General features: G+C 66.1%; 25 protein-coding genes. 14 read left to right on the forward strand and 11 right to left on the reverse strand.

Going from position 1 to position 26,679, the window contains the following annotated elements:
- Positions 1-86: 86 nt before the first annotated feature.
- Both AB0L82_RS28245 and AB0L82_RS28250 read left to right on the forward strand, forming a co-directional pair.
- Positions 87-863, forward strand: a complete 777-nt coding sequence (locus tag AB0L82_RS28245; RefSeq protein ID WP_364642723.1) for an acyl-ACP thioesterase domain-containing protein — start codon at positions 87-89, stop codon at positions 861-863.
- Positions 864-1,032: 169 nt separating this feature from the next.
- Positions 1,033-1,866, forward strand: a complete 834-nt coding sequence (locus AB0L82_RS28250; protein WP_364642726.1) for a hypothetical protein — start codon at positions 1,033-1,035, stop codon at positions 1,864-1,866.
- Positions 1,867-1,940: 74 nt separating this feature from the next.
- Here the strand turns inward: AB0L82_RS28250 and AB0L82_RS28255 are convergent, their stop codons facing one another.
- The gene (locus tag AB0L82_RS28255; RefSeq protein ID WP_364642729.1) at positions 1,941-3,611 is read right to left on the reverse strand and encodes an FAD-dependent oxidoreductase; all 1,671 of its coding nucleotides are present in this window, start codon (positions 3,609-3,611) and stop codon (positions 1,941-1,943) included.
- Between the two features lie 227 nt (positions 3,612-3,838).
- Between AB0L82_RS28255 and AB0L82_RS28260 the strand changes: the two genes are divergently transcribed.
- A complete protein-coding gene (locus tag AB0L82_RS28260) occupies positions 3,839-4,330 on the forward strand; it encodes a histidine phosphatase family protein (RefSeq protein ID WP_364642732.1) in 492 nt (163 codons plus the stop codon).
- A 7-nt stretch (positions 4,331-4,337) separates the two neighbouring features.
- On the opposite strand, the gene AB0L82_RS28265 is transcribed toward AB0L82_RS28260, so the two are convergent.
- Positions 4,338-4,538, reverse strand: a complete 201-nt coding sequence (locus AB0L82_RS28265; protein ID WP_364642735.1) for a hypothetical protein — start codon at positions 4,536-4,538, stop codon at positions 4,338-4,340.
- A gap of 175 nt (positions 4,539-4,713) precedes the next feature.
- Between AB0L82_RS28265 and AB0L82_RS28270 the strand changes: the two genes are divergently transcribed.
- Entirely contained in the window at positions 4,714-5,193 is a 480-nt protein-coding gene (locus AB0L82_RS28270; protein WP_364642738.1) for a MerR family transcriptional regulator, read from the forward strand.
- Positions 5,194-5,269: 76 nt separating this feature from the next.
- Here AB0L82_RS28270 and ribA read toward each other — a convergent pair whose 3' ends face one another.
- On the reverse strand, positions 5,270-5,890 hold the full coding sequence (ribA, locus tag AB0L82_RS28275) for a GTP cyclohydrolase II (RefSeq protein WP_364642741.1): 621 nt from the start codon (positions 5,888-5,890) through the stop codon (positions 5,270-5,272).
- A 150-nt stretch (positions 5,891-6,040) separates the two neighbouring features.
- Here ribA and AB0L82_RS28280 point away from each other — a divergent pair, with 150 nt between their 5' ends.
- The 3 genes from AB0L82_RS28280 to AB0L82_RS28290 are packed head-to-tail and all read left to right on the forward strand — an operon-like array spanning position 6,041 to position 7,806.
- Positions 6,041-6,523 (forward strand): carboxymuconolactone decarboxylase family protein, encoded by a 483-nt coding sequence (locus AB0L82_RS28280; RefSeq protein ID WP_364642744.1) that lies wholly within the window; start codon positions 6,041-6,043, stop codon positions 6,521-6,523.
- Positions 6,524-6,526: 3 nt separating this feature from the next.
- Complete coding sequence (locus tag AB0L82_RS28285; RefSeq protein WP_364642747.1) at positions 6,527-6,838, forward strand: GNAT family N-acetyltransferase; 312 nt, start codon at positions 6,527-6,529, stop codon at positions 6,836-6,838.
- Positions 6,835-7,806, forward strand: a complete 972-nt coding sequence (locus AB0L82_RS28290; protein ID WP_364642750.1) for a pirin family protein — start codon at positions 6,835-6,837, stop codon at positions 7,804-7,806. The genes AB0L82_RS28285 and AB0L82_RS28290 overlap by 4 nt, the downstream gene beginning before the upstream one ends.
- A gap of 66 nt (positions 7,807-7,872) precedes the next feature.
- On the opposite strand, the gene AB0L82_RS28295 is transcribed toward AB0L82_RS28290, so the two are convergent.
- Positions 7,873-8,709 carry a helix-turn-helix transcriptional regulator gene (locus AB0L82_RS28295; protein ID WP_364642753.1) on the reverse strand — a complete coding sequence of 279 codons (837 nt, stop codon included), beginning with the start codon at positions 8,707-8,709 and terminating at the stop codon, positions 7,873-7,875.
- Positions 8,710-8,810: 101 nt separating this feature from the next.
- Between AB0L82_RS28295 and AB0L82_RS28300 the strand changes: the two genes are divergently transcribed.
- The gene (locus tag AB0L82_RS28300; protein ID WP_364642993.1) at positions 8,811-9,818 is read left to right on the forward strand and encodes an aldo/keto reductase; all 1,008 of its coding nucleotides are present in this window, start codon (positions 8,811-8,813) and stop codon (positions 9,816-9,818) included.
- A gap of 26 nt (positions 9,819-9,844) precedes the next feature.
- Here AB0L82_RS28300 and AB0L82_RS28305 read toward each other — a convergent pair whose 3' ends face one another.
- Both AB0L82_RS28305 and mqo read right to left on the reverse strand, forming a co-directional pair.
- A complete protein-coding gene (locus AB0L82_RS28305) occupies positions 9,845-10,315 on the reverse strand; it encodes a DUF4442 domain-containing protein (RefSeq protein ID WP_364642756.1) in 471 nt (156 codons plus the stop codon).
- A gap of 68 nt (positions 10,316-10,383) precedes the next feature.
- Complete coding sequence (gene mqo / locus AB0L82_RS28310; protein WP_364642758.1) at positions 10,384-11,892, reverse strand: malate dehydrogenase (quinone); 1,509 nt, start codon at positions 11,890-11,892, stop codon at positions 10,384-10,386.
- Between the two features lie 160 nt (positions 11,893-12,052).
- On the opposite strand from mqo, the gene AB0L82_RS28315 reads away from it, so the two are divergent.
- The 3 genes from AB0L82_RS28315 to AB0L82_RS28325 are packed head-to-tail and all read left to right on the forward strand — an operon-like array spanning position 12,053 to position 13,336.
- A complete protein-coding gene (locus AB0L82_RS28315; protein ID WP_364642761.1) occupies positions 12,053-12,358 on the forward strand; it encodes a hypothetical protein in 306 nt (101 codons plus the stop codon).
- Complete coding sequence (locus tag AB0L82_RS28320) at positions 12,355-12,771, forward strand: hypothetical protein (RefSeq protein ID WP_364642764.1); 417 nt, start codon at positions 12,355-12,357, stop codon at positions 12,769-12,771. Before AB0L82_RS28315 ends, AB0L82_RS28320 begins: the two co-directional genes overlap by 4 nt.
- The gene (locus tag AB0L82_RS28325; protein WP_364642767.1) at positions 12,758-13,336 is read left to right on the forward strand and encodes a TetR/AcrR family transcriptional regulator; all 579 of its coding nucleotides are present in this window, start codon (positions 12,758-12,760) and stop codon (positions 13,334-13,336) included. The genes AB0L82_RS28320 and AB0L82_RS28325 overlap by 14 nt, the downstream gene beginning before the upstream one ends.
- A gap of 6 nt (positions 13,337-13,342) precedes the next feature.
- On the opposite strand, the gene AB0L82_RS28330 is transcribed toward AB0L82_RS28325, so the two are convergent.
- Entirely contained in the window at positions 13,343-13,873 is a 531-nt protein-coding gene (locus AB0L82_RS28330) for a CGNR zinc finger domain-containing protein (RefSeq protein ID WP_364642770.1), read from the reverse strand.
- A gap of 39 nt (positions 13,874-13,912) precedes the next feature.
- Between AB0L82_RS28330 and AB0L82_RS28335 the strand changes: the two genes are divergently transcribed.
- Complete coding sequence (locus tag AB0L82_RS28335; RefSeq protein ID WP_364642773.1) at positions 13,913-14,881, forward strand: DMT family transporter; 969 nt, start codon at positions 13,913-13,915, stop codon at positions 14,879-14,881.
- On the opposite strand, the gene AB0L82_RS28340 is transcribed toward AB0L82_RS28335, so the two are convergent.
- Positions 14,865-15,998, reverse strand: a complete 1,134-nt coding sequence (locus AB0L82_RS28340; RefSeq protein WP_364642776.1) for an epoxide hydrolase — start codon at positions 15,996-15,998, stop codon at positions 14,865-14,867. The two genes, AB0L82_RS28335 and AB0L82_RS28340, sit on opposite strands and share 17 nt — an antisense overlap.
- Before the next feature lie 95 nt (positions 15,999-16,093).
- Here AB0L82_RS28340 and AB0L82_RS28345 point away from each other — a divergent pair, with 95 nt between their 5' ends.
- The gene (locus AB0L82_RS28345) at positions 16,094-17,074 is read left to right on the forward strand and encodes a YafY family protein (RefSeq protein ID WP_364642779.1); all 981 of its coding nucleotides are present in this window, start codon (positions 16,094-16,096) and stop codon (positions 17,072-17,074) included.
- A gap of 156 nt (positions 17,075-17,230) precedes the next feature.
- A complete protein-coding gene (locus tag AB0L82_RS28350) occupies positions 17,231-17,932 on the forward strand; it encodes a hypothetical protein (RefSeq protein WP_364642782.1) in 702 nt (233 codons plus the stop codon).
- Positions 17,933-17,939: 7 nt separating this feature from the next.
- On the opposite strand, the gene AB0L82_RS28355 is transcribed toward AB0L82_RS28350, so the two are convergent.
- The 3 genes from AB0L82_RS28355 to AB0L82_RS28365 form a co-directional block, all read right to left on the reverse strand.
- Complete coding sequence (locus AB0L82_RS28355; RefSeq protein ID WP_364642785.1) at positions 17,940-18,404, reverse strand: hypothetical protein; 465 nt, start codon at positions 18,402-18,404, stop codon at positions 17,940-17,942.
- Positions 18,405-18,566: 162 nt separating this feature from the next.
- Positions 18,567-22,520: a DNA-directed RNA polymerase subunit beta' gene (locus AB0L82_RS28360; protein ID WP_364642788.1), complete on the reverse strand. Its 3,954-nt coding sequence runs from the start codon at positions 22,518-22,520 to the stop codon at positions 18,567-18,569.
- Between the two features lie 107 nt (positions 22,521-22,627).
- Entirely contained in the window at positions 22,628-26,113 is a 3,486-nt protein-coding gene (locus AB0L82_RS28365) for a DNA-directed RNA polymerase subunit beta (RefSeq protein WP_364642791.1), read from the reverse strand.
- Positions 26,114-26,679: the final 566 nt, after the last annotated feature.

Here is a 26,679-nt window from a genome sequence, read left to right on the forward strand (position 1 = left end):
GCGAGTGTGTGACGCACGCCCCGTAAAGTCATGTCACAGCAAGCACCGCACGAAACGCGGCACACCGTGCAGCGCGAGGAGCACCAGTGTCACACGATCAGCCACTAGCCCCGCTTCCCCAGGAGGGCATGGGCTTCGCTTCGGCGTGGCCCGTCCGGGCTGGCGACGTGGACCCCTATCAGCGGTTACGGTTCGATGCCATCGCCCGCTATTTGCAAGATATCGCCTGGGAGGAAATGCATTCCGGGTTCTTCCATCGCACCGATCCGGCCTGGATCGTACGGCGCACCGTGGTGGATGTGGTCAAACCGATCCACTGGCCGGACCGGGTGGAATTGACCCGCTGGTGTTCGGCCATGTCGACGCGGTGGACGAATATGCGGGTGCGCATCACCAGCGAGAACGGCGGTCTCATCGAGACCGAGGGCTTCTGGATCAATATCAACGAGTTCACCAATATGCCGACTCGCATCAGCGATGAGGGCCTGGCCGAACTCGCCCGCACCACCAGTGAGCATCGATTGCGCTGGCGGCCCTGGCTCGTCGATCACACGCCGCCGGAATCGGATACCGATCTGATCTATCCGGTGCGCGCCACCGATATCGACCAGTACAACCACGTGAACAATGCCGCGTATTGGCAGGCCGTGGAGCAGTACCTGGTGGATTATCCGAAACTGGTGGCGGGACCGCATCGCGCGGTCATCGAATACATCGCGCCGGTGCTGGCCCGCCAGCATGTAACCGTGCGCAGCCGCTATGAGCCCGGTGATCGGACCGGGCATCCGGTGCTGCGGCTGTGGTTCGTGGTCGGCGGCATCACCACCACGACGGTGCGGATCGGGCCGCTGCCGACCGTGTGACTCACGTGACGGCTCGCGCTCGATGCGGGGCGGCGCGGTTGAGCGGCCGCGGCCGAAATCGCCTGACCGCCGGACATTCCCGACAAAATGCCGATCGCTGAATGTTTGCCCTGGCACACTCTCCCCAGTCCGATCGCCGCACGGTGATCGAGAACAGGAGATCGCCGGTATGAGACTCACACGGTTCGCGCTGCTCGCGACCGCACCCGCGCTGATTGCCGCGGTGGCCGCATGTGGCAGCTCCTCGGACACCGCCAAGAGCACCACCAGCAGCGCGCCGCCCACCACCACGAAGACGGTGGTCGCCACCGCGACAAAACTGGTCGGGCCGTCATCGGCTCCGCTGCCGCCGCCCAGCCCGACCCACCCGCCCGCACCCGCGCCCACTCCGCTCGCCGATATCGATTGCGGGCAGATCACCGGCGCCAATGGCGGGACCGCCGATGTCATCGCCTTCGCGAGCCAGGCGGGCCGCACCGGCTGCACCGAAGCCATCACCGTCACAAGCGATTACGTCGGCGCGGCACGCACCGGGGACGCGGTCCCCGTCGACGGATGGACCTGCCAGCCACAGCCGGACACCAATATTCCGCACGTCTGCTTCAAGGACGGCTTCACCATCGGCCTGCGGGGCACCGCGGCACCGAGCAATCCGCCGTCACCCGCGCCCACCCCGATCCGGACCGTGGACCCGAACAATCAGCCGCATAACGGTGATCGCACCGAACCACCCGCCCCGGCCCCCGACAAAACCGTCGAGGACGTAAATTGCGGCACCGTCACCGATGCCGGCGGCGGCACCCGCACCGTCATCGCCGTCGGCTCGGCCGCCGGCCGCGTCGGCTGCACCGAAGCGATCAACGTGGCGACCAGCTACGTCCAAACCATCAGCGATACGGACGTGGCCACCATCGACGGCTGGTCCTGTAATGCCCAGCCCGATGCCGCGGTCCCCTCGATGTGCGCCAAGGACGGCCTCACCATCGCCCTGCGCGCCAACTGATCACCCCGCGAATACGACTGCGGCCCATCCGGGATCGGATGGGCCGCGGCCAATGTGGCTGTGCCGCGCCACGACTAGCCCTTGGCGGCCTTGAGCAGATCCGCCAGGCTGGTGAACTTCACGCGCGGGCGGCCGGCGGCCTTGCCCGCGGTGCGCTCGGCCTGATCGATGGCCTTCCAGCCCTCGCGGCCGACCATATCGGGCTGCCGCTCGGAGAGCAGCGCGTCCAGGTCCGCGCGATTCGACTGCGGGGCAGTGAGTTTGCCAGCGGTGAAATCGGCGATCAAATGATCGACGGTCTCCTGCGAATCGACCCGGTTGGAGCCGATGACGCCGCGCGGGCCGCGCTTGATCCAGCCCGAGACGTACACGCCCTGCACCGGATTGCCGTCGGCGTCCACGACCCGGCCCGCGGCATTGGGCACCACGCCCCGGGTCTCGTCGAACGGGATATCGGCGATGGGCGCGCCGCGGTAGCCGATGGACCGCAACACCAGTGAGGCATCCAGCTTGTTGGTGCGCTCCGAGGGACGGGCCACGGTGCGGCCGTTCTCCTCGACGAGTTCGTTGTGCACGTACTCGACCGTCTCCACCTTGCCGTCACCGGTGATGGCGGTGGGGGAAACCAGGTAGTGGAAGACGATTCGCTTATTGCCCGGCTTGGCCGTCGCGCCCGCGTACTCCTTGGCGAGGGTGTACTTGAGCGCCAGCGACGGTTCCACGTCGGCGTGATCCAATTCGGCCTGGCTGGCCGGATCGAGCACCAGATCGTTGGGGTCGACGATCACGTCGACGCCCTTCAGATGCGCCAGCGCCAGGAACTCCGAGGAGGTGTACGCGGCCTGCAGCGGACCGCGACGACCCAGTACCACCACTTCCTTGATGTTGCTGCGGCGCAGCGCGTCCAGGGCGTGATCGGCGATATCGGTCTTGGCCAGCTCGTCCGGATCGACGGTCAGCACGCGCGCGACATCCAGGGCCACATTGCCGTTGCCGACGATGACGGCCCGCTCGCCCGAGAGGTCGAATTCGCGGTCCGCGAAATCCGGATGCCCGTTGTACCAGGCCACGAACTCGGTGGCGGAGTGGCTGCCGGGCAGGTCCTCACCGGGTACGTCGAGTTTGCGGTCGGTGGAGGCGCCGTGCGCGTAGAGCACCGCGTGATGATGCGCGAGCAGCTCCTCGTGCGAAACGTGCTTGCCCACCTCGACATTGAGGCGGTACTGCAGCGCGTCCCGGCGGAAGGCGGATTCGAACAGGCTCGCCACCGATTTGGTGCCCGGGTGATCGGGGGCGACGCCCGCGCGCACCAGGCCGTACGGGGTGGGCAGCCGATCGAACAGCTCGACCTCGACATCGGCCCGGCGCAATAGCTCCTCCGCCGCGTAGCAGGCGGCCGGACCCGCACCGACGATCGCGACCCGCAGGGTGCCCAGATCCTTGGGCGCGCGGGTCGGCGGCACCAGCGGTTCGAAGTTCGATTCCAGGGGATGCCGCACGAAGTACGCGGCATTGATGTCCTTGAATCTCGCCAGCGACGCCAGTAGGTCGTCCTCGGAGAAGATGGCGTCGACCGGGCAGGCGTCTACGCACGCGCCGCAGTCGATGCAGGTATCGGGGTCGATGTAGAGCTGTTCGGTCGTGGCGAACTCGCGTTGCTCAGGGGTGGGACGAATGCAATCGACCGGACACTCGGGTACGCAGCTGGCGTCGTTGCAACAACGCTGCGTGATCACATAGGCCATATCTCGCAGATCCTCGAAACAGTCGCGTGGTACTACTCCGCTCGGGGTTCGAGCAGGGCGGGTAGAACACGTTCTAATATATCGGCGCTCCGGCGCCTTGCGGCACGCAGGTGTGGCGCCACCATTCAGTGTGCCTCGAGTGTGAGGCGCGTCTCCTGCCGGGAGCGGGATCGGTTGATGTGAGACCAGTCTCGGCAGGTAGAACGGTGGGGCATACCGTAGTGCATATGGCTCGGACTCTCATCTTGATGCGTCACGGCAAATCCGGCTACCCGGACGGCGTGGCGGACCATGAACGACCGCTCGCGCCGCGCGGTCTGCGCGAGGCCGGACTGGCCGGAGACTGGCTGCGCGCCACCCAGCCGCCCATCGACGCGGTGTACTGCTCGACCGCCACCCGCACCCGCGAAACGCTCGCCGCGACCGGTATCACCGCACCGGTGACGTACGAGAAATCCATCTACGAGGCGTCGCCGCACGCGCTCATCGAATTGGCGCGGCTGACGGACGAATCCGTGCGGACGCTGCTGATGATCGGGCACTCCCCCGGGATGCCGTGGACCGCATGGGAACTGGCCGCCAATCGGGATTCGGCCGCGGCGGATCAGCTCAGCACGAAATTCCCCACCTCGGCGCTGGCCGTCCTGGAATTCGACCGCCCCTGGGCAGACGTCGACCCGGGCACGGGCGAATTGATCCACTTCCACGTGCCTCGATAATGGTCGGCTAGCCGAGTAGTTTGCCCCGCCACACCACTACGCCGCCCACCACGAGCAGCAGCAGGAGCGCCGGGAAGAACCCGAGCAGCCACCACACGACGCCGAATACCGCGACCACCGGCAGAGCGGCGATGGCCGCGATGACCGGCTGTTCCTTCACGGTCTCCAGCGCGGAGCGCGCCCGCACCCGATCAATGTCTTTTGCCATGCCCCCAGCGTAGGCGCGTATGGGCGGCTATTCAGTGCGGAAACGAACCTCGCACCCCGGCACGCCGGAGCGATCTCCGGCAGAATGAGCTTGCTTGGAGTGCACTCCAAGTCGCTAGCGTCGATATCGGGGCGAGCGCCCCGGCGGCGGGATTCGAGCACGGAAGGGCGGGCCGATGGGTACAGCAGCATCGTTGGAGGCGTCGGTTCAGCACGGCCCCGAGTACGAGCGGCCGCGCTATTCGATCGGTGAGGTGTCCGAGCGCAGCGGGCTCACCCGGGACACCCTGCGCTGGTACGAGCGCATCGGCCTGCTGAACTACGTCGGCCGCGATCACGCCGGGCAGCGCCGGTTCAACGATCGCGATCTGGATTGGCTCACGCTCATCGGGAAACTGCGGCGCACCGGCATGTCGGTGGCCGATATGGTGCGCTACGCCGAACTCGTGCGCGCGGGTGAGCACACCTTCCCCGAACGCCTGGACATGTTCCGGCACACCCGCGCGGAGGTGCTCGCCCAGATCGAGGAGCTGAAACAGACTGTCGCCGTACTGGACTGCAAGATCGCCCACTACGAGGGCGTTCCGGGACCGGACTGGCGCACCGTGCTCGCATGCGCTCCGATCGCCGATCAGGAACTCACCCGCACGACCTGAGCACGCCCGCCGCAGGAGCATGAAACGAATCGAGCCCGTCACCGGAAAGGTGACGGGCTCAACGCATTTGGGCCACTCAGCCCGCGAGGCTGATGGTGTGGCCGGTGTGGTCGACCTTGGCGCGCAGGTAACGCAGGTTGTCCGGCGTGGAATGCACACCGGTCGGGACGGTATCGCGCAGCCGCACACCGAGTTCGGTCAGCTGGCGCGCCTTCTCCGGGTTGTTGGTGAGCAGATCCAATTCGCCGACGCCGAGCGCGCCGAGCATCTGCGCGGCGGCGGTGTAGTCGCGGGCGTCCTCGGGCAGGCCGAGCGCGGCATTGGCCTGATAGGTGTCCAGGCCGCCGTCCTGCAGCGCGTAGGCGTCCAGCTTGTTGTAGAGCCCGATATCGCGGCCCTCCTGGCGCAGGTAGAGCAGGATGCCCCCGGCCTCGCTGATCAACTGCACGGCCTCGCGCAGTTGCGGTCCGCAGTCACAGCGGGCGGACCCGAAGACATCGCCGGTCAAACACTCCGAATGCAGTCGCACCAGCGGGGTGTCCCCCGCCTCGCCCAGGATCAGTGCCAGGTGTTCGCGTCCGTCGCCGAGACCGTCGAAGGTGACGGCCTCGGCGGTGGTGGCGTAGCCGTCGGCGAAGGTCAGCGGTATCCGTACGCGGGTGCGGACCCGCGCACCATCGCTCGCTGTTGGGCTCATGGCCGCTCCGGGATTCGTGATCGACATTCTGCGGTGTCGCAACCTCGGCAGGCCGCCCGGTATTCCGAACACGCCCCAATTCAGAATCACAGGCCGTGATCGCCGAACCGGAGGGCGGGGTTCAGCTTCGCGGCATACGATGCCTCCACTATGCAGTCGCTCGTATCCCATGACCGTGTCTGGATAGACAAACAGACACCAGAGGTCTTTCACGCGCTCAACAGTGTGGCCGCCGCCGTGCGAAACGCCGCTGCCGCAGTCGATCTCGGCCGGGCGGTGATGGAGTTGGTGAACGTGCGCGTCTCCCAGCTCAATGGCTGCGCCTACTGCCTCGATGTGCACTTCCGGGCCGCGCGGGAGGCCGGGGTCACCACCCAGCAACTCGCCGTACTGGACGCTTGGGAGCGTAGCCCGCACCTCTACTCCGACCAGGAGCGGGCCGCGCTCGTCCTCGCCGAAACCGTCACCGCGCTACCGGGCGAAGCGGCCATCGAACTTCAGTATGCTGCTGCGCGGCAACACCTGTCGGATGACCAGGTGTCCGTCCTCATCTGGGCCGCGACCACGATCGGCGCCTTCAACCGGGTATCGATCATGAGCAAGCATCCGGTGCGGGTACGAAAGGAGAACTGAACAATGAGCGAACAAGCCGTGGCGGCGACCGTCGTCCGCAATGACTCGCAACACCGCTATGAAGTCTGGTACGGCAACTCGCTCGCCGGCTTCACCGAATACCGCGAGCGCGATAACGACACCATCTTCATCCACACCGAGGTGGATCCCGCGTTCGGCGGCAAGGGCCTGGGCAGCGTGCTCGCCCGCCAAGCCATCGAGGATGTGATCGCGCGCGGGCGCGTCATCGTGCCGCGCTGCCCGTTCATCAAAGCCTGGCTGGACAAGCACCCCGACTACGATGAGCACGTGGTCGGCAAGGGCATCAAACGATGAGTGACCTGGAATCGCATCCGGAGGAATCGCTGTGCGAGGCCTCCGGGCGACCCGGTCCGCGCGCGGTCTTCTTCCCCTCCCGTGAGGTGCCGCTCGGCGGCGTGCGCGGCGTGACCGTATTCCGGTCGCTGCCGCAGCGCGATCTGCCGACCGTCGGCGCGTGGTGCTTCCTGGACAATTTCGGATCCGGGTCCGAGGCGCATCCGGACGGGCACGATATCGATCCGCATCCGCATATCGGATTGCAAACCGTCACTTGGCCTTTGAACGGGCGCATCCGGCATCGCGACAGTGTCGGCTCGGATGTGGAGATCCGGCCGGGACAGTTGAACCTGATGACCTCCGGGCGCGGGATCGCGCATTCGGAATATCGGGTGGCCGGGCACGAATCGGGGGCCGGACTCCAGTTGTGGATCGCGCTGCCGCGGGAAAGCGCCGGTGTCGCACCGCATTTCGAACAGCATCGGGATCTGCCGGAGTTCAAGCTGGACGGGCTGCACGCTGTGGTGCTGATCGGCTCGCTGGCCGGGCACACCTCGCCCGCCACCGCATACACCCCGATCGTCGGGGCGGACCTGAACGTCGACGCGGGCGCGGACCTGACACTGCCGCTGAACCCCGAATTCGAGCACGCGCTGCTGGTCATCGAGGGTTCGATCACCGCCGACGGCACCGAGGTCACCCCCGGAAGCCTGTTCTACCTGGGCAGTGATCGCACCGAACTGCCGCTCACCAGCGGCGCAGGCGGGCACGCCATTCTGGTCGGCGGCGAACCCTTCGCCGATGACCTGGTCATGTGGTGGAACTTCGTGGCGCGCAGCCACGAGGAGATCGAGGACGCCCGAAACGCCTGGGAGGCACACGATCTCGTGCGCTTCCCGGATATCGAGGGCCACACCCCGGACCAGCGCATCCCCGCACCGCCGCTGCCGCCGCTGCATCTGAAGCCACGCAAACGACGCTGCTGAACGCTTGCCCCGCACCATGATTCGGCCCCGGACCGTACGGTCCGGGGCCGAATGCGTGAAAGTCGTTCAGAGCGTGAGCGTTTGGGTGCCGATGACGCGGAGCAGGTCGAGCTTTTCCTGGGTGTCGGTGCCCGGCTTGGGGTAGTAGACCAGGAGGCGGCGAGTGGCGCTGGGGGTGAGCAGGGGTTCGCAGACCAGGTCCAGCAGGCCGACCTCGGGGTGGATCATGCGCTTGTTGTGGCCGGAGCGGTCGCGGATCTCGTGCTCGCCCCAGAGTGCCTCGAATTCGACGCTGGCGGAACGCAATCGAGCCACCAGCTCGGTGACGTCGGCATCGCCGGAGCGGGCCGCGGCGGTGGCGCGCAGGCCCGCCACGTGATTGCGGGCCATGGTGTCCCAATCCTCCACGGGGAACTTCTCGCGCTCCGGCGGGGAGGTGAACCACAGCCACGGGACACAGCGGTCCAGGCCGCGCCGCTGCGAATAGTCACCGGAGATCAGCGTGTGCATGCGGTTCTGCACCAGGAACTCGCCGAGGTCCGAGACCACGCAGGCGGGCGTGTCATCGAGTTTGGTGAGCACGTGCAGAATGCCCGGCCCCACGTGCGTATCGCCGCCGCGCGCGGGCGGCTGCTGCCCCGCCAGGTAGTACAGGTGATCACGCTCGTTATCGGTGAACCGCAGCGCCCGCGCCAGCGCGGCCAGCACCTGCGTGGACGGTCGCGGCCCGCGCGCCTGCTCCAGCCGCGTGTAGTAATCGGTCGACATGCCCGCGAGCATCGCCACCTCATCGCGGCGCAGTCCCGGCGTGCGACGCCGCGGGCCCTCGGGCAATCCGACGGCGGCCGGTTGCAGGGCCTCTCGATGCCGCCGCAGGAAGTCGGCTAATTCGTCGCGATTCACTCCCCCACTCTCCCGCGTCCGCGCCCACCTATCCAGGTACCGACGATCCCTGGATGAGCGGTCCTCTCCCGATCCTCGGATTCGGGGCGCAGGCTCGTGGCATGACCAAGAACCTCAGCACCGTTCAGCTCGGCACGACCGGGCCCGTCGTTTCGCGCATCGGCCTCGGGGCCATGGGAATGTCCGGAATGTACGGGGCCAGTGACGAGGCGACCTCGATCGCCACCGTGCACGCGGCCATCGACTCGGGCGCGAACCTCATCGACACCGGCGACTTCTACGGGATGGGGCATAACGAAGCGCTGATTCGGCAGGCGCTGACCGAGCGCAAGCGGGAAGACGTGCTGCTCAGCGTGAAGTACGGGGCGTTGCGCGGACCGGGCGGCGAATTCGGCGGGGTGGATACCCGGCCCGCGGCGACGCGGAATTTCCTGGCGTACTCCATGCAGCGGCTCGGCACCGATTACATCGATATCTACCGCCCCGCGCGGCTGGACCCGAACGTGCCGATCGAGGAGACCATCGGCGGGCTCGCGGAGCTGGTGCAGGCCGGATACATTCGGCATATCGGCCTGTCCGAGGTGGGCGCGGAGACGCTGCGCCGAGCCGCCGCCGTACACCCGATCGCCGATCTGCAGATCGAGTACGCGCTCGTCACGCGCGGTATCGAGAAGGAAATCCTGCCCGCCGCACGGGAACTCGGCATCGGTATCACCGCGTACGGGGTGCTCTCGCGCGGCCTGCTCAGCGATTCCCTGCGCGGCGGAGCGCAATTCGACCCGACCGACTTCCGCGCACACAGCCCGCGCTTCCAGGGCGAGAACCTCACCGCCAACCTGCGATTGGTGGAGGCGCTCGCCGAGATCGCGGCGGCGCACCAGGTGAGCGTGGCGCAACTGGCCATCGCCTGGGTGCTCTCGCGCGGTGCGGACATCGTGCCGATCATCGGCGCGCGCCGTCCCGAACGCTGGACCGAAGCCGTTGCGGCCGTGGATATCCAGCTGTCCGAGGCGGAACTGGCCGCGATCGAGGCGGCGGTTCCCGCGGATCAGGTCGCCGGTGGCCGCTACGCCGAAGCCCAAATGGCCATGCTGGACAGCGAGCGCTGATCCGCTAACGATGAAGGGCGGGGCTGCTACTTGCGGCGGGGGCGGATGACGGCGGTGAAAGCAGCCGAGGCTACGGCCTTTCCGGTGCTGTCGGTGATGGTGACCGGGACCTCGAGTTCGATTTCGGTGTGGGACTGGATATCCGCGCGAGTTTTCGCGACGAGGTCCGGGTCGAGCACGGAGGTCGCGGTGAACGGGCCGAGTTCGCCCTTGGCGCGGGCCAGATAGGTGATGCGGCCGTCGCGGGCGACGATGAAGGTCTCGCCCATCAGGTCGACGATGCCGGAGATGGACGCGCCCATGGCGGCCGTTTCGGCGAGGCCGAACAGCAGGGCGGCGTGGATATCGCCATTGTGGTTGAGGTGTTCGGGGCGCGGAGCCATGGCGACCGCATTGCGGCCGCTGGCGAATTCCACCGCCTCGATCCCGGTGAACTGGATGAAGCCGAGCTTTTTGAATCCGGCCATCACCAGATCGCCCATGGTGGCGCTGTCCATCGCATCTCCTACAGAAATTGAAACGTGTTCCAATTTCTATACCGGGTGCGGGGCGATGTTGTCCATGGTCACGGCAGATTGTCCGGGGCCACCAGCCCCAGCACCTCCGCCGTCCGCGACATGGTGTGCCGCGCCAGCCGGGTATCCGCGGCCAGACTCTGCCCCAGCGAGGGGATCAGATCGCGCAGCGACGCCGTCCACAATCCGCGGTAGCGCGGGAAACACCGCTCGAGCACATCCAGCAGGATCGACACCGCCGAGGACGCCTCGGACGACGCGCCCAGCACCCCCGCGATACTGCCGTCCGCGGAGGACACCACCTCGGTGCCGAATCGCAGTACACCCCTGCCGTTCGCATCGCGCTTGACCAGCTGGGCGTACTGCCCGGCCTTGATCATGGTCCAGTCTCCGTTATTGGCGGCGGGCGCGAACTCGCGCAGTACGGCCATCTTTCGGCCGCGGGTGGCGGTCATCTGGGTCAGCAGCAACCGGATCAGCCCGGAATCGCCCTTGTGCACCGAGGCCAGCGAACCCACATTGTGCGAGCGCAGCGAGGCCGCGGTATCCAGCATCGAACCATGCTTCAGGAGTTTCGGATTCGCCCCGGCATAGGGCCCGAACAGCAGCGCGCGTTTACCGTCGATCACGCGAGTGTCCAAGTGCGGCAGTGATATCGGCAGCGCCCCGCGCTTGGCCCGGCCGTACACCTTGGCATGATGCTGGGCGACGAGTTCGGGATTGTCGCAGCGCAGGAATCGCCCGCTCACCGGAAGCAGTCCGTAGCCCTGCACCTGCGGAAGTCCGGCATTCTGCAGCAGTTTCAACGCCCAGCCGCCCGCGCCCGCGAAGACGAATCGGGTATCCACCCAGCGGGTGAGGCGATCGTTATCGGTGAACTGGTGAATGCGCAATTGCCAGGAGCCGTCATTGTTCTTGCGCATCCCGCGGACTTCGCACCGCCGATGAATCTCCACCCCGGACGCCTCCAGGTGCGCGAACATCTGCCGGGTGAGCGAACCGTAATCGACATCGGTGCCGGTGACATCGCGGGTCACCGCGAACGGTTCGTACAGGCCGCGGCGCTCGGTGAGCAGCGGCGCCCAGCCCTCGATGGTCTTGGATTCGGCGCTGAACCGCATTCCACTGAAAAGCGGCTGGGCGGAAAGGGTTTCGAATCTGCGCCGCAGATAGTCCACATCGTCGGTGCCGTGCACCAGGGCCATATGCGGCACCGGATTGATGAAAGTGTCCGGCTTACCCACTATTTCGGCCTCGACCAGCGACGCCCATAATTGCCGGCTCTGCTGGAAATGCTCATTGACGCGGATCGCCTCGGCGATATCGATACCGCCGTCCGGATTCTCGGGTGTGTAGTCGAGTTCGCACAGTCCGGCATGCCCGGTACCGGCATTGTTCCAAGGTGCGGACGCCTCCGCCGCGAGTTCGGGCAATCGCTCGTACACCGCAATCGACCAGGTCGGTTCCACATGTTTGAGCAGGATGCCGAGTGTCGCGCTCATGATCCCACCGCCGACCAGCACCACATCGTAAGGACGCAGGGCCGCTTGCGTATTCATAGTCATTGTCTCCGGAGAACCCCATTGGACTTGTAGAGCGTTCGGAGCACGCTAACAAGCATCCCGTTCCCGCGCCCGTCGTCGTTTCCCGCCGGGTGACCCATTGCCCGAGCTGTAATACGAGCGTATGGTTCGACCCATACAGTCGTATGAGAGGGGTGTGATCATGCTTCGCGTCATCGAATTTCTCGGCCTCTGCGCGCCGGTGGTCGGGGCCGGACTGGTGCTGTACTACCGGCGGCGCATGGGGGCCGCACTGGGTTACGCGCTCATCGCCGCGGTGCTCGCACTGCTCGGCTCCGGCATCGGCATGCTCACCGAACGCGCCATGTGGTTCGGCGGCGGCGGAACCCACGGCATGACCGAGCGGATGGAATTCGGTGCGGGACTGCGCAACCTGTTCCTCGCCGGAGCCTGGCTACTGCTACTCGTTGCCGTGCGACTGCGGCGGGAGGTCCGGGCGTGAGCGCGCCACTGCTGTTCGAGGTGAGCGAGATCGCGGTGCTCACCCTGGCCGCCGGTACGCTCGTGGCCGGAGTGAGCATGCTGCGGCGCTATCCGGTCGCCGGGGCGGCGCTGCTGCTCGGCGCGCTGGCCTGGCTGATCGCGGAGGGCCTGCACTGGTTGCAGATCGGCGTCATCATGCCGGGATTGGAAGGCGAGGAACATGATTCGGCGCGATTGTTGGTCGGCATGATCGGCGACGCACTGTACTTCGGCGTGGGCGGCATCGGACTGCTGCTGCTGTTCTTCGCGGCGGTCGCCGACCGGGCCGCACGCGGGGATCAACGCCGCGAACCACTCGCGCTCGCCCAGCAGGCCGGGGCGCAGGCGTGGCGGTACTACCGAGGCTCGCGAGGACGTCATGGCCGCTACTAGCCGCGAGGCCGATCGGCGCGGCGATCTGCTGGAACGCCTCGCCGACGCCATCGCCGAGAACGGTATGGAGGGCGTCAGCATTCGCGATGTCGCCACCCGCGCCGGGGTGTCCATCGGCACCGTGCAGTACTACTTCGCCACCAAAAGCGATCTGCTGCAATCGGTCTGGCTGTACGTCCGGGAACATGCCGCGCGCCGATTCACCGCATCCGGGATCGCCGATATGGCCCCGGCGGACCAATTGCGCAAGCTGACCGAACTGCTGCTCACCCCGGCCCACGACCATCGGCTCTCCCGGGTCTGGTTCGCGCTGGCGGCGCGCGCAGCCCATGATCCGCAGATCGCGGCGCTGCACCGGGAACAGTGGCAGGGCACCGAAGAACTGCTGAATCGCGTACTGGCCCGGGCGAATCCGGAACGCGAGAGCGAATCCGCCGATGCCGCGGCGGCACTGCTGGCCCTGCTCGACGGACTCTCCATCTCGGTCATCACCGAACCTGAGCGCATGCCGCCCGACCGCGCGGCGCGCATCGGGAACGCGTGGGTGAATTCCTGGCTGGCGTAGCGACTTTCAGCGCTGGCGGGCGCGATACGCCGCCACCGCATTGCGATTGCCGCAGGCGGTGCTGCAGTAGCGGCGGGAACGGTTGCGGGACAGGTCCAGGACTATGCCCTCACAGGTGTCGTCGGCGCAGATCGCCAGGCGACTGAGTTCATTCGCGCGAATGAGGTCGATCATGGCCATGGCGGTTTCCACGGCGATGCGGACCGGCAGCGGGTCGGCGGCGGGTACCGCGTGGATGTGATAGTCGAGGTCGTCGTGGCGGACCAGCTGCGGGACGGCGCGATGTTCGGCCAGGATGTCGTTCACCAGCAGAACGGCGGTATCGCGGTCACTGGTGAGCAGGCGGCGCATGGGGGCGCGCTGGGCGCGCACCGCCGCCAATTCGGCCGCGCCGCCGGTGCGGGTGCCGGTGTAGCCGTGCCGGACGAAGAAGTCCTTCAACTGGGCGATTTCGGTCATCGTATCCGGAGGTTCCGCCGAATTCACCAGATCTACGGCGGCGGCCAGCGATGCCACCGTGTCATCAGCAAAAAGCATGTTGACATATTACACACACGCCGCTTAGCGTCATTGGTCATGGCGACGTTGACACATGACACCCCCGTGCGCAGCCGACTCGGCAACGGCCTGCTCCTCGCGGCGCTGTCCGCATCGTCCTTCGGCCTATCCGGCGCACTCGCGCGCGGGCTCATCGATTCGGGCTGGAGTCCCGCCGCGGTCGTCATCGTGCGCGTGCTGATCGGCGCGGCCGTGCTCGCACCGGTCGCCGTCTACCAGCTGCACGGGAACTGGGAGCTGCTGCGCCGCAATAAATCCCTGCTCATCGGCTACGGCCTGCTCGCGGTCGCCGGAGCCCAGCTCTCCTACTTCAACGCCGTCGCGCATATGGACGTGGGCGTCGCCCTGCTCATCGAATACACCGCGCCCATCGCCGTCATCGCCTGGCTGTGGCTGCGGCACAGCCAAAAGCCCGGCCGCGTAACGATTCTCGGCGCACTCATCGGCATCGCCGGACTCATCCTGGTGCTCGACCTGAACTCCGAGGTGCCGACCAGCTGGGTCGGCATCCTGTGGGCGCTGGGCGCGATGGTCGGCGCGGCAGGCTATTTCATCCTCTCCGGCAGTGCGGGCGACGCCGTACCCGGCACCGTGCTCGCCACCGGCGGCCTGCTGGTCGGCGGCACCGGCATCCTGCTGGCCGGGCTGATCGGCATCGTCCCGCTGGACGCGAGCACGAAACCCGTTGCCTTCCATGGTTTCACCACGCAATGGTGGCTGCCGCTGCTCGCGCTCGCCGTCATCACCGCCGCACTCGCCTACGTCACCGGTATCGCGGCCACCCGCGCGCTCGGCTCCCGGCTGGCCTCCTTCGCCGCCCTGTCCGAAGTGCTGGCGGCGATCATCTTCGCGTGGGCGCTGCTCGGCCAGACCCCGCACCTGATCCAATTGCTCGGCGGCGTACTGATTCTGGCCGGTGTCGTGGTCGTGCGACTCGGCGAACCCGCCGAGATCGCCGACGAACCGACCCTCAGCGAACCACGCTGAAGAAGGCGCGAATATCGGCCACGTGCATATCCGGCACCTCCATCGCGATGAAGTGATTGCCGGTATTGCCGGACGGCCAGTGCGCGATGTCGTTGTCCCGCTCCGCGAGTCGGCGCATCAGGGCCGAACCGCCGCCGTACACGCCGGTCGGAACCACCCGCTGACCCCGCGGCCAGCTGGAACCGATCGGGGCCGGACCATCGAACATGGGCCACGACGAACTGGCCATCGTATTGGTGAACCAGTACAGGCTGATATTGGTGAGCAGCAGATCGCGGGGCATGACGTCCTCCACCTGATCGGCCAGCGGGGTGAAATCCTTGAACTTGTGCATCAGCCAGGCCGCCAGCCCCACCGGTGAATCGGTCCAGGCGTGCGCGAAGGTCTGCGGGGCGGCGTGCAACAGGGAGTGATGGTTCAGAGCGGTCATCCACCCCTGCATGGCATCCCATTCGGCGCGCTCATCCGCCGTCATACCGGGCACGTCATCGGCCGTCGGCATGCCGAGGCCACCGTCGATATGCGCGCCGATCACGTGTTCCGGTGCGGCCAGCGCCATCTCGGGCACGATGTACGCGCCCAGATCGCCACCCTGCACCCCGTAGCGGTCATAGCCGAGGCGGGCCATCAGCGTGGTGAACATGCGCGCCACCCGGGGGATCGTCATACCCAGCTCGCGAGGGGCCTCGGAGAAGGCGAAACCGGGGATCGAGGGGATCACCACATCGAAGGCGAGCGCCGGATCCAGCCCGTGCGCCCGCGGATCGGTGAGCGGGCCGATGGTGCGGCTGAACTCCACGAACGAATTCGGCCAGCCGTGCGCCAGCAGCAGCGGCACCTCGTTCGGCTCTGATGAGCGCACGTGCAGGAAATGCACGTCGAGGCCGTCCAGCTCGGTCCGGAATTGCGGGAACCGATTCAGTTCGGCTTCCTGTGCGCGCCAATCGAATTCGGTGCCCCAGTAGCCGGCCAGCTCACGCAGGTAGTCGACCGGAACACCGCGCTCCCACCCCTTGCCCGGGGTCTGCGCCGACCAGCGGGTGTTCCGCAGCCGCTCGCGCAGATCATCCAGATCCGCCTGCGGGATATCGATGCGGAAGGGGCGAATGGCATTCATCGTGAGCTCCTGAAGTAGCGAATATGTCGTTCGAGAACCACGTTAGGAAGCATCTAGGACCACTCGCGTCCTAGTTCTGCGGCATTATGAAAACCATGAACGACACACCCGCCCGGCTGCTGCGACTGCTGTCCCTCTTGCAGACACCGCGCGAATGGCCGGGCAGCGAACTCGCCACCCGGCTCGGCGTCACCGATCGCACGGTGCGGCGCGATATCGACCGGCTGCGCGATCTCGGCTACCCCGTCGAAGCCACCCTCGGCGTCACCGGCGGCTACCGGCTCGCGGCGGGCGCGGCACTGCCCCCGCTGCTGCTCGACGATGAGGAGGCCGTGGCCATCGCGGTCGGCCTGCGCGCGGCGGCCGGACAGGCCGTGGCCGGTATCGAGGAAGCCTCGGTGCGCGCACTCGCCAAACTGGAACAGGTGCTGCCGCACAAACTTCGGCGGCGCGTACGGGTGATCGGGGCCGCCACCGCCACCTTCGGCGGCGACGGCCCCGTCGCCGATCCGGAAGTACTGGCGATACTGGCCGCCACCGCCACCAACCGGGAACGCGTCCGCTTCGCCTATCGCGATGCCGCGGGAAACGAAACCCGCCGCAATGTCGAACCCAATGGCCTCGCCACCGTGCACCGGCGCTGGTACCTGGTCGGATTCGATGTGGATCGCGACGCCTGGCGCAGTTTTCGAATCGACCGAATCGAAAAGCCGCAGCCGACCGGCGCACGGTTCACACCGCGCGAATTGCCCGCCGCGGACGCCGCCGCCTATGTCATAGGAGACCGAACCGATTGGGGTACAACGCCTTATCGGATGGATATCACCATCCACGCGCCCGGGTATCGGATCGCCGGGCGGCTCGGCGACACCCCCGGTGAACTCGACACCTCACGGGCGGACAGTTGCCGGCTCCGGGGTGAACGCGATGACGACCCGGAATGGCTTGCGACGCGGCTTATTTCGCTGAACGTACCGTTCGAGGTGCGCGACTCTCCCGAACTCGAGGAGCGACTGCGCGCGGCCGCCGACCGGATAGCGCACGCGGTGTCGAATTCGACCGGGAAATCGGAATAGCGCGGTAGATAGCCGAATTCGCGACGGAACTCCGCACACCACGAGTGTGGGGAACGGCGCATATGCGACGAAAGGGTTTCGCTTATCCATCCCCCCGGGTACGTTCGTCGGCAAACATCGGGCTCCGCGCAGCCCGCAATCGCTAGGGGCACCACCATGGCTATAACCAAGACCATTGCGCCAGTGCTACTGAGCCTCACCGCTGCGGTCGCACTGTCCGCCGCCGGACTACCGGCCACCGCGACCGCCGAACCCACACCGGCGCAACCACTCCAGATCAACGGCACCGATCACGGCATCGGCTACCAGGTGGCGCTCACCGACGATAAGCGCGCCACCGTCAGCACCCTGCAGGCCGGACGCTTCCTGGCCACCTGGGACGGCCAGGCCGTCATCGCCACCGACGACGGCGGCCGCGTGCTCGCCACCGTCCCTCTGAAATACGACATCGCCGGTAAGAACCTGGAATTCACCCCGGTCATCGGCGCGGATCACAAGAGCCTGACCCTCACCCCCGTCGCCGAATCCCCCACTCCGCTGCGGAATATCGACGCCCAGCAGCGCTTCTTCGAGGTGGTCCAGGCCAATATGCCGACGGTCCTGCAGGGCGCGGCCATCGGCGCTGCCATCGGCTTCCTGCTGGGCTTCCCCGCCGGACTGTTCGTCTTCGACATCATCACCGCACCCATCGGCGCGGTGGTCGGCGGTCTCATCGGCGCGGCCATCGGCCTGCAGCAGGGCGGCGGGCAACAGGCGGTGGATGCCGCCCTCGACTACGCCAACGCCATCGTCCCCGGCGCGTCCCAGACCTTCGGCCCGGCCTTCGAGGCCCTCCCGGCACCGCAACAGGGCAACTGACCCCCGGCTACTCCAGGAACCTCGCGCCCACGACCGCCATACTGTTGTCGGTGTAATACCAGTCGCCGTTCATCGGCATCGACAGCTGGAATTGCACGGTATGACCGGTCGCGGGCCCGGAGGTGATGGCCCACAGCGTATTCGGCAATCCGGTCGCCGTGCTGACGCTCCCATCCGACCACGTGAATGTCGCCGCGGTCGTGACACCGAAAGAGTTCCAAGGCAATTCGCCGGTGAACCGCCCGGACACGATTCCGGGCAACAGCGGGCTCGAGCACTCCCACAGCTCCGCCGTGCGCCGCACACTCTGCCCCGCGCTCCCGGTCCCCGGCACCCGATTCGAAGTCAGCACGTTGCCCTTCGAACACCCGCCGAGCCCGTCCCCCGGTCCCGCGGCGGCGGTCCCCACCATGGTCGCGGAAAGCAGCGCGGCACCGAGCAGCACCGCGGGGATACGCCGAAAAGCTCGCACACCAACCCCTCTCGCTGAGGAATCACCGGGTCCAGGCAATCAGCAGCGTACTCGCATCGCTCTCCGGCGTGAACGAAAAACCCGAGGTGAGACACCCGCGAACACAAAAGGCCCCCGCTCCGAAATCGGAGCGGGGGCCGAATGCTGTTGTCCAGCTAAGGCTTAGCGGTAATCGCTGAAGCCGTAGTCGTCCAGCGGAACCGCGGCACCGGTGGTGGTGCCGAAGCCGTCCGGGCTGTAGTAGGTGTCGTCGTAGGACGGCACCGCGTACGCGGCCTGGCGGGCTTCCTCGGTGGGCTGCACCTGGATGTTGCGGTAGCGGTTGATACCGGTACCGGCCGGGATCAACTTACCGATGATCACGTTCTCCTTCAGGCCGATCAGCTTGTCGGAGCGGCAGTTGATCGCCGCGTCCGTCAAGACACGAGTCGTCTCCTGGAAGGAGGCCGCCGACAGCCACGAATCGGTGGCCAGCGACGCCTTCGTGATACCCATCAGGACCGGACGGCCTGCGGCCGGCTCGGCGCCCTCGGCGACCACGCGACGGTTCGAGTTCTCGAACTCGGCGCGCTCGACGAGCGAACCGGGCAGGAACTCGGTCGCACCCGAATCGATGATGGTCACGCGACGCAGCATCTGCCGGACGATGACCTCGATGTGCTTGTCGTGGATCGACACACCCTGCGAGCGGTAGACCTCCTGGACCTCGTGGACCAGGTGGATCTGCACCTGACGGGGACCCATCACGCGCAGCACCTCGTGCGGATCCGCGGAGCCCTCCAGCAGCTGCTGGCCGACTTCCACATGATCGCCGTCGGCGAGCAGACGCTCGGAACCGTCCTCATGCTTGAACACGCGCAGACGCTGACGCTTCGAGAGCTTGTCGTACAAGACCTCTTCCGAACCGTCGTCCGGAATGATCGTGATCTTGTAGAAGCGATCGTCGTCCTCGAGCCGCACGCGACCCGAGACCTCCGCGATGGGCGCCTTGCCCTTGGGCACACGAGCTTCGAAGAGCTCCTGCACTCGGGGCAGACCACCCGTGATGTCGTCACCCGCGACACCACCCTGGTGGAAGGTACGCATGGTCAGCTGGGTACCCGGCTCACCGATGGACTGCGCCGCGACGATACCGACGGCCTCGCCGATATCGACGAGCTTGCCGGTGGCCATCGAACGGCCGTAGCAGGTGGCACACACACCGGTACCGGTGGTGCAGGTCAGCACGGAGCGGACCTTCACCTCGGTGATACCGGCGTCCAGCAGCGTCTCGAGGGCCGGGTCGCCGAGATCGTGACCCTTCTCGATGATGACGTTGCCCTTGGCGTCCAGCGCGTCGGTGGCCAGCGTACGAGCGAAGGTGCTGGTCTCGACGTGCGCGTCACGGATGAGCGAGCCGTCGGCCTGCCGCTCCGCGATCGGCACCACGATGCCGCGTTCGGTGCCACAGTCGGTCTCGCGCACGATGACGTCCTGCGACACGTCCACCAGACGACGGGTCAGGTAACCCGAGTCGGCGGTACGAAGCGCGGTGTCGGCCAGACCCTTTCGCGCACCGTGGGTGTTGATGAAGTACTCCAGAACCGTCAGGCCCTCACGGAAGGAGGACTTGATCGGCTGCGGGATGAACTCACCCTTCGGGTTCGTCACCAGGCCCTTCATACCCGCGAGGGTACGGGTCTGGGTGAAGTTACCCGTGGCGCCCGAGTCGACGATCGTGATGATCGGGTTATCGGACGGGTAGTGCGCGCGCAGCGCCTTACCGACCTCTTCGGTGGCTTCCTGCCAGATCTTGACCAGGGCGTTGTTGCGCTCCTGGTGGTCCAAAGCACCACGCTGGTACTTCTTCTCGATCTGATCGGCCTGCGCGTCGTAACGCGCCATGATCTCCGCCTTCTCCGGCGGAACGAGCACGTCCGACATGGAGACGGTGACACCGGAACGAGTCGCCCAGTAGAAGCCCGCGTCCTTCAGCTTGTCGACGGTCTGCGCCACGACAATCATCGGGTAACGCTCGGCGAGATCGTTGATGATCGCCGCCTGACGCTTCTTCGGCATCGGCTCGTCGATGTACGCGTAATCCGCGGGGAGCAGCTCGTTGAAGACCACGCGACCCAGGGTCGTCTTCGCGGTCCACGCGTCACCACGCTGCCAGCCGTTCGGGAACAGCTCGGCCTCGATCTCCTTCGGCGGACGCTGCGTGGTCAGGCGGACCTTGATCAGCGAACGCACGGTGAGCTCACCGCGGTCGACGGCCATCTGCGCCTCGGCCGGCGAGGAGTACACGCCGAATTCGGCGGAATCCTTCGCGGCCGGACGGTACTCGCCCTTCGCGCCCTCTTCGAGGCGAGTCAGGTAGTACAGACCGGTCACCATGTCCAGTCGCGGCATGGCGAGCGGACGACCCGAGGCGGGCGACAGGATGTTGTTCGAGGACAGCATCAGGATGCGAGCCTCGGCCTGCGCCTCCGCGGACAGCGGCAGGTGCACGGCCATCTGGTCACCATCGAAGTCGGCGTTGAACGCCTCACACACGAGCGGATGCAGCTGGATGGCCTTACCTTCGACCAGCAGCGGCTCGAAGGCCTGGATACCCAGGCGGTGCAGGGTGGGCGCGCGGTTCAGCAGCACCGGGTGCTCGGAGATGACCTCTTCCAGGACATCCCACACCTGAGCGCGCTGACGCTCGACCATCCGCTTGGCGGACTTGATGTTCTGCGCGTGGTTGAGATCCACCAGACGCTTCATGACGAACGGCTTGAACAGCTCGAGCGCCATCAGCTTCGGCAGACCACACTGGTGCAGCTTGAGCTGCGGACCGACCACGATGACCGAACGGCCCGAGTAGTCGACACGCTTACCGAGCAGGTTCTGACGGAAACGACCCTGCTTGCCCTTGAGCAGATCGCTCAGGGACTTCAGCGGGCGGTTACCCGGACCAGTGACCGGACGGCCACGACGGCCGTTGTCGAACAGCGCGTCAACGGACTCCTGAAGCATGCGCTTCTCGTTGTTGACGATGATCTCCGGCGCACCCAGATCGATCAGACGCTTCAACCGGTTGTTGCGGTTGATCACGCGACGGTACAGATCGTTCAGGTCGGAGGTCGCGAAGCGGCCACCGTCGAGCTGCACCATCGGGCGCAGCTCCGGCGGGATCACCGGAACGGCATCCAGCACCATGCCCATCGGCGAATTGCCGTTGGTCTGGAACGCGGCGACGACCTTGAGACGCTTCAGCGCGCGAAGCTTCTTCTGGCCCTTACCGGTACGGATGATCTCGCGCAGGTTCTCGGCCTCGGCCGGGATGTCGAAGTTCTCCATCAGCTTCTGGATGGCTTCCGCACCCATGGCGCCGGTGAAGTACTCGCCGTAGCGGTCCTGCAGCTCGCGGTAGATGACCTCGTCGATGATCAGCTGCTTCACCGAAAGCTTGGTGAAGGTGGTCCAGATCTCGTCGAGACGGTCCAGCTCACGCTGGGCGCGGTCGCGCAGCTGACGCATTTCGCGCTCGCCGCCGTCCTTGACCTTGCGGCGCACATCGGACTTGGCGCCCTCGGCCTCGAGCTCGGCGATATCCGCCTCGAGCTTCTGGGCGCGGGCCTCGAGATCGGCGTCGCGCTGGTCGGCGACGTTCTTCTTCTCGACCTCCATCTCGGCTTCGAGGGTGGAGAGTTCGTTGTGCCGCAGTTCCTCGTCGACGCCGACGATGACGTAGGCGGCGAAGTAGATGATCTTTTCCAGATCCTTCGGCGCCAGGTCGAGCAGGTAGCCCAAGCGCGACGGAACGCCCTTGAAGTACCAGATATGGGTAACCGGAGCGGCCAGCTCGATGTGACCCATCCGCTCACGGCGCACCTTGGCACGAGTTACCTCGACGCCACAGCGCTCGCAGATGATGCCCTTGAAGCGGACACGCTTGTACTTACCGCAGTAGCACTCCCAGTCCCGGGTGGGACCGAAGATCTTCTCGCAGAAGAGGCCATCCTTCTCCGGCTTCAGCGTGCGGTAGTTGATGGTCTCCGGCTTCTTCACCTCGCCGAACGACCACTGGCGGATGTCTTCAGCGGTCGCCAGGCCGATCCGGAGTTCATCGAAGAAGTTGACGTCTAGCACGTAACTTCCTTTCCCCTGTTCGGGTTGAGTATGAGCAAAAGTCGCTAAATCCGTTGCCTGGGAGCGCTTTTCGCAATGCGCTCAGAGCGCTCCCAGACCGATCGCTCTTACTGCGCCAGGTCGTCGACCGTCGCAGCCTCGTTGCGGGACAGGTTGATGCCCAGGTTCGCCGCGGCGCGCTCCAGGTCCTCGTCATCGCCATCGCGCATTTCGATCGCGGCACCGTCCGAGGACAGCACCTCGACGTTCAGGCACAGCGACTGGAGTTCCTTGAGCAGAACCTTGAACGACTCCGGAATACCCGGCTCCGGGATGTTCTCGCCCTTGACGATCGCCTCGTAAACCTTCACGCGGCCAACGACATCGTCGGACTTGATGGTGAGCAGTTCCTGCAGGGTGTAGGCGGCGCCGTACGCCTGCATCGCCCAGCACTCCATTTCACCGAAGCGCTGACCACCGAACTGGGCCTTACCACCGAGGGGCTGCTGCGTGATCATCGAGTACGGACCCGTCGAACGCGCGTGGATCTTGTCATCCACCAGGTGGTGCAGCTTCAGGATGTACATGTAGCCGACCGAGACCGGGTACGGGAACGGCTCGCCGGAGCGGCCGTCGAGCAGTACAGCCTTACCGTTGTCGTCGATCATCTTCTCGCCGTCGCGGTTCGGCAGGGTCGAACCGAGCAGGCCGGTCAACTCTTCCTCGCGCGCACCGTCGAAGACGGGGGTGGCGATATTGGTGTCGGCGGGCTGGCCGATCATCTCCTCGGGCAGGCGCTTGGCCCACTCGGGAGTGCCCTCGACCTGCCAGCCGGTCTTGGCGATGTAACCCAGATGGGTTTCCAGCACCTGACCGATGTTCATACGACGCGGCACACCGTGCGTGTTCAGGATGATGTCGACCGGGGTGCCGTCCGGGAGGAACGGCATATCTTCCTGCGGGAGGATCTTGCCGATGACACCCTTGTTGCCGTGGCGACCGGCGAGCTTGTCGCCGTCCTGGATCTTGCGCTTCTGTGCAACGTAAACGCGGACCAGTTCATTCACGCCGGGGGGCAGATCGTCGTCGTCATCACGCGAGAACACGCGGACGCCGATGACCTTGCCGGACTCACCGTGCGGCACCTTGAGCGAGGTATCGCGAACTTCGCGAGCCTTCTCACCGAAGATGGCGCGCAGCAGGCGCTCTTCCGGGGTCAGCTCGGTCTCGCCCTTGGGGGTGACCTTGCCGACCAGGATGTCGCCGTCGCGAACCTCGGCGCCGATGCGGACGATGCCGCGCTCGTCGAGATCCGCGAGGACCTCGTCGGAGACGTTCGGGATATCCCGGGTGATCTCCTCGGCACCGAGCTTGGTGTCGCGAGCGTCGATCTCGTGCTCCTCGATGTGAATCGAGGTGAGCACGTCATCCTCCACGAGGCGCTGCGACAGGATGATCGCGTCCTCGTAGTTGTGGCCTTCCCACGGCATGATCGCCACGAGCAGGTTCTTGCCGAGCGCCATCTCACCGTTCTCGGTGCAGGGGCCGTCGGCGAGCACATGCCCGGCCTCCACGCGCATGCCCTCGTCCACGATCGGACGCTGGTTGGCGCAGGTGCCCTGGTTGGAGCGCTCGAACTTGCGCATGCGGTACGAGCGGCGGGTGCCGTCGTCATGCATGACGGTGATGAAGTCGGCCGAAACCTCTTCCACCACACCGGCCTTCTGGTTCACGACCACGTCACCGGCGTCGACGGCGGCGCGCAGCTCCATACCGGTGCCGACCAGCGGCGACTCGGAACGGATCAGCGGCACGGCCTGACGCTGCATGTTCGCGCCCATGAGGGCACGGTTGGCGTCGTCATGCTCGAGGAACGGAATCATGGCGGTCGCGACCGACACCATCTGGCGCGGCGAGACGTCCATGTAGTCGACCTCTTGCGCGGCGACGTATTCCATTTCCTCGTTGCCGTGGCGGGCCAGGACGCGCGCCTCGAGGAAGTTGCCGTCCAAGTCGACCGGCGAGTTCGCCTGGGCGCGGATGTGACGGTCTTCCTCATCAGCGGTGAGGTACTTGACCTCATCGGTGACGCGGCCGTTCTCGACCTTGCGGTACGGGGTCTCGATGAAACCGAACGGGTTGACCCGCGCGTACACCGACAGCGAACCGATCAGGCCGATGTTCGGGCCTTCCGGGGTCTCGATCGGGCACATGCGGCCGTAGTGCGACGGGTGGACGTCACGGACTTCCAGGCCGGCGCGCTCACGGGACAGACCACCCGGGCCGAGCGCCGACAGGCGGCGCTTGTGGGTCAGACCCGAGAGCGGGTTGTTCTGGTCCATGAACTGCGACAGCTGGGAGGTTCCGAAGAACTCCTTGATCGCGGCCACGACGGGACGGATGTTGATCAGGGTCTGCGGCGTGATCGCCTCGACGTCCTGGGTCGTCATGCGCTCGCGCACGACGCGTTCCATACGCGAGAGGCCGACGCGGATCTGGTTCTGGATCAGCTCGCCGACGGTACGCAGACGACGGTTGCCGAAGTGGTCGATGTCATCGACGTCGACCGGGACCTCGGAGCCGCCGGGAGCGGTCATCATGCGATCGCCCTGGTGCAGACGGACCAGGTATTCGATCGTCGCGACGATGTCTTCCTTGGTCAGCGTCGAACCGGTGACGGGCTTGTCCAGGTTCAGGCCGAGCTTCTTGTTGATCTTGTAGCGACCGACGCGCGCCAGGTCGTAGCGCTTCTCCTTGAAGAACAGGTTCTCCAGCAGGGTCTGCGCGGACTCCTTGGTCGGCGGCTCGCCCGGACGCAGCTTGCGGTAGATATCCAGCAGCGCCTCGTCCTGACCCGGAGTGCTGTCCTTCTCCAGGGTGGACATCATGATCTCGGAGAAGCCGAAGCGCTCCACGATCTCTTCGGTGGTCAGGCCCAGCGCCTTGAGCAGCACGGTGACCGGCTGCCGGCGCTTGCGGTCGATACGCACGCCGACGGTGTCGCGCTTGTCGACATCGAATTCCAGCCACGCGCCACGGGACGGGATGACGCGCACGGAGTGCAGCGTCTTCTCGGTGGACTTGTCGATGGAATCGTCGAAGTACACGCCCGGCGAACGGACCAGCTGCGAAACGACAACACGCTCGGTGCCATTGATGATGAACGTGCCCTTGTCGGTCATCATCGGGAAATCACCCATGAAGACCGTCTGAGACTTGATCTCACCGGTGTTGTTGTTGATGAACTCCGCGGTCACGAAGAGCGGCGCCGCGTAGGTCATGTCCTTGTCCTTGCACTCCTCGATGGAGGCCTTGACCTCTTCGAAGCGCGGGTCGGAGAAGGACAGCGACATGGAACCGGAGAAGTCCTCGATCGGCGAGAGCTCCTCGAGCACCTCCTCGAGCCCGCCGAAGGGGTTGACGTCGCCTCGGGCGACTGCCTTTTCCCGCCAAGTCGGTGCACCGACCAGCCAGGCGAACGAATCGGTTTGTAGATCGAGAAGACCCGGAACCTCGAGGGGCTCACGAATCTTCGCGAAAGACACCCGCTTCGGGGCTCCGGGAATACCGGCCTTGGTCTGGGTGGAGACTGCCAAGATGCGTCCTTCCAGCACCTCACGCGCGTCGCGTGGTGGTCCGCGACCGTCGCTTGTCTGCTACGAATTCCGCTGGTGACGACCCAACCGAAACCGAGGCAGCAAACAGCGGAAGTAACACCGGAAGGTGGAACTTTCGTCGATGCGATCAAGGTATGGACAGGAGGCAGCCAGCGCAACGTCCAAAACTACACCCAAACCTACGGGGGTGTCAAAGTACCACCCGTGGCGAGCCCCGGAGGGCTAACGCGCCGAAGCGTGTCGCGGTGGTGACCACACCGCATCGCTGCGATGTGAAGACCACGTCGCGGCCGGATCGAACACCGCTACCGCGATGAGATCGGTGCCGCATAGAGGCGGTGCCAAACCTTCTGCCGACCGGGCTCGGTGTCCGCTGGCTGCGTTCCTCGAGGCCCTCGTCGGCGTCTTGTCCCCTGTGACAGCCGCCGCTGTTGTGAATAGCGTGACGGGTCGGACGAAACTCGTCAAGTGGCGCGAGAAGTTGACAAACCGCGAGATCCCCTGCCCCAGTACAAGATCACCCGGCTACGTCGCGCAATGGGCCCGGAAACGGCGCGACGGCC

Source organism: Nocardia sp. NPDC052001, from assembly GCF_040680615.1.
Taxonomy (GTDB): Bacteria; Actinomycetota; Actinomycetes; order Mycobacteriales; family Mycobacteriaceae; genus Nocardia.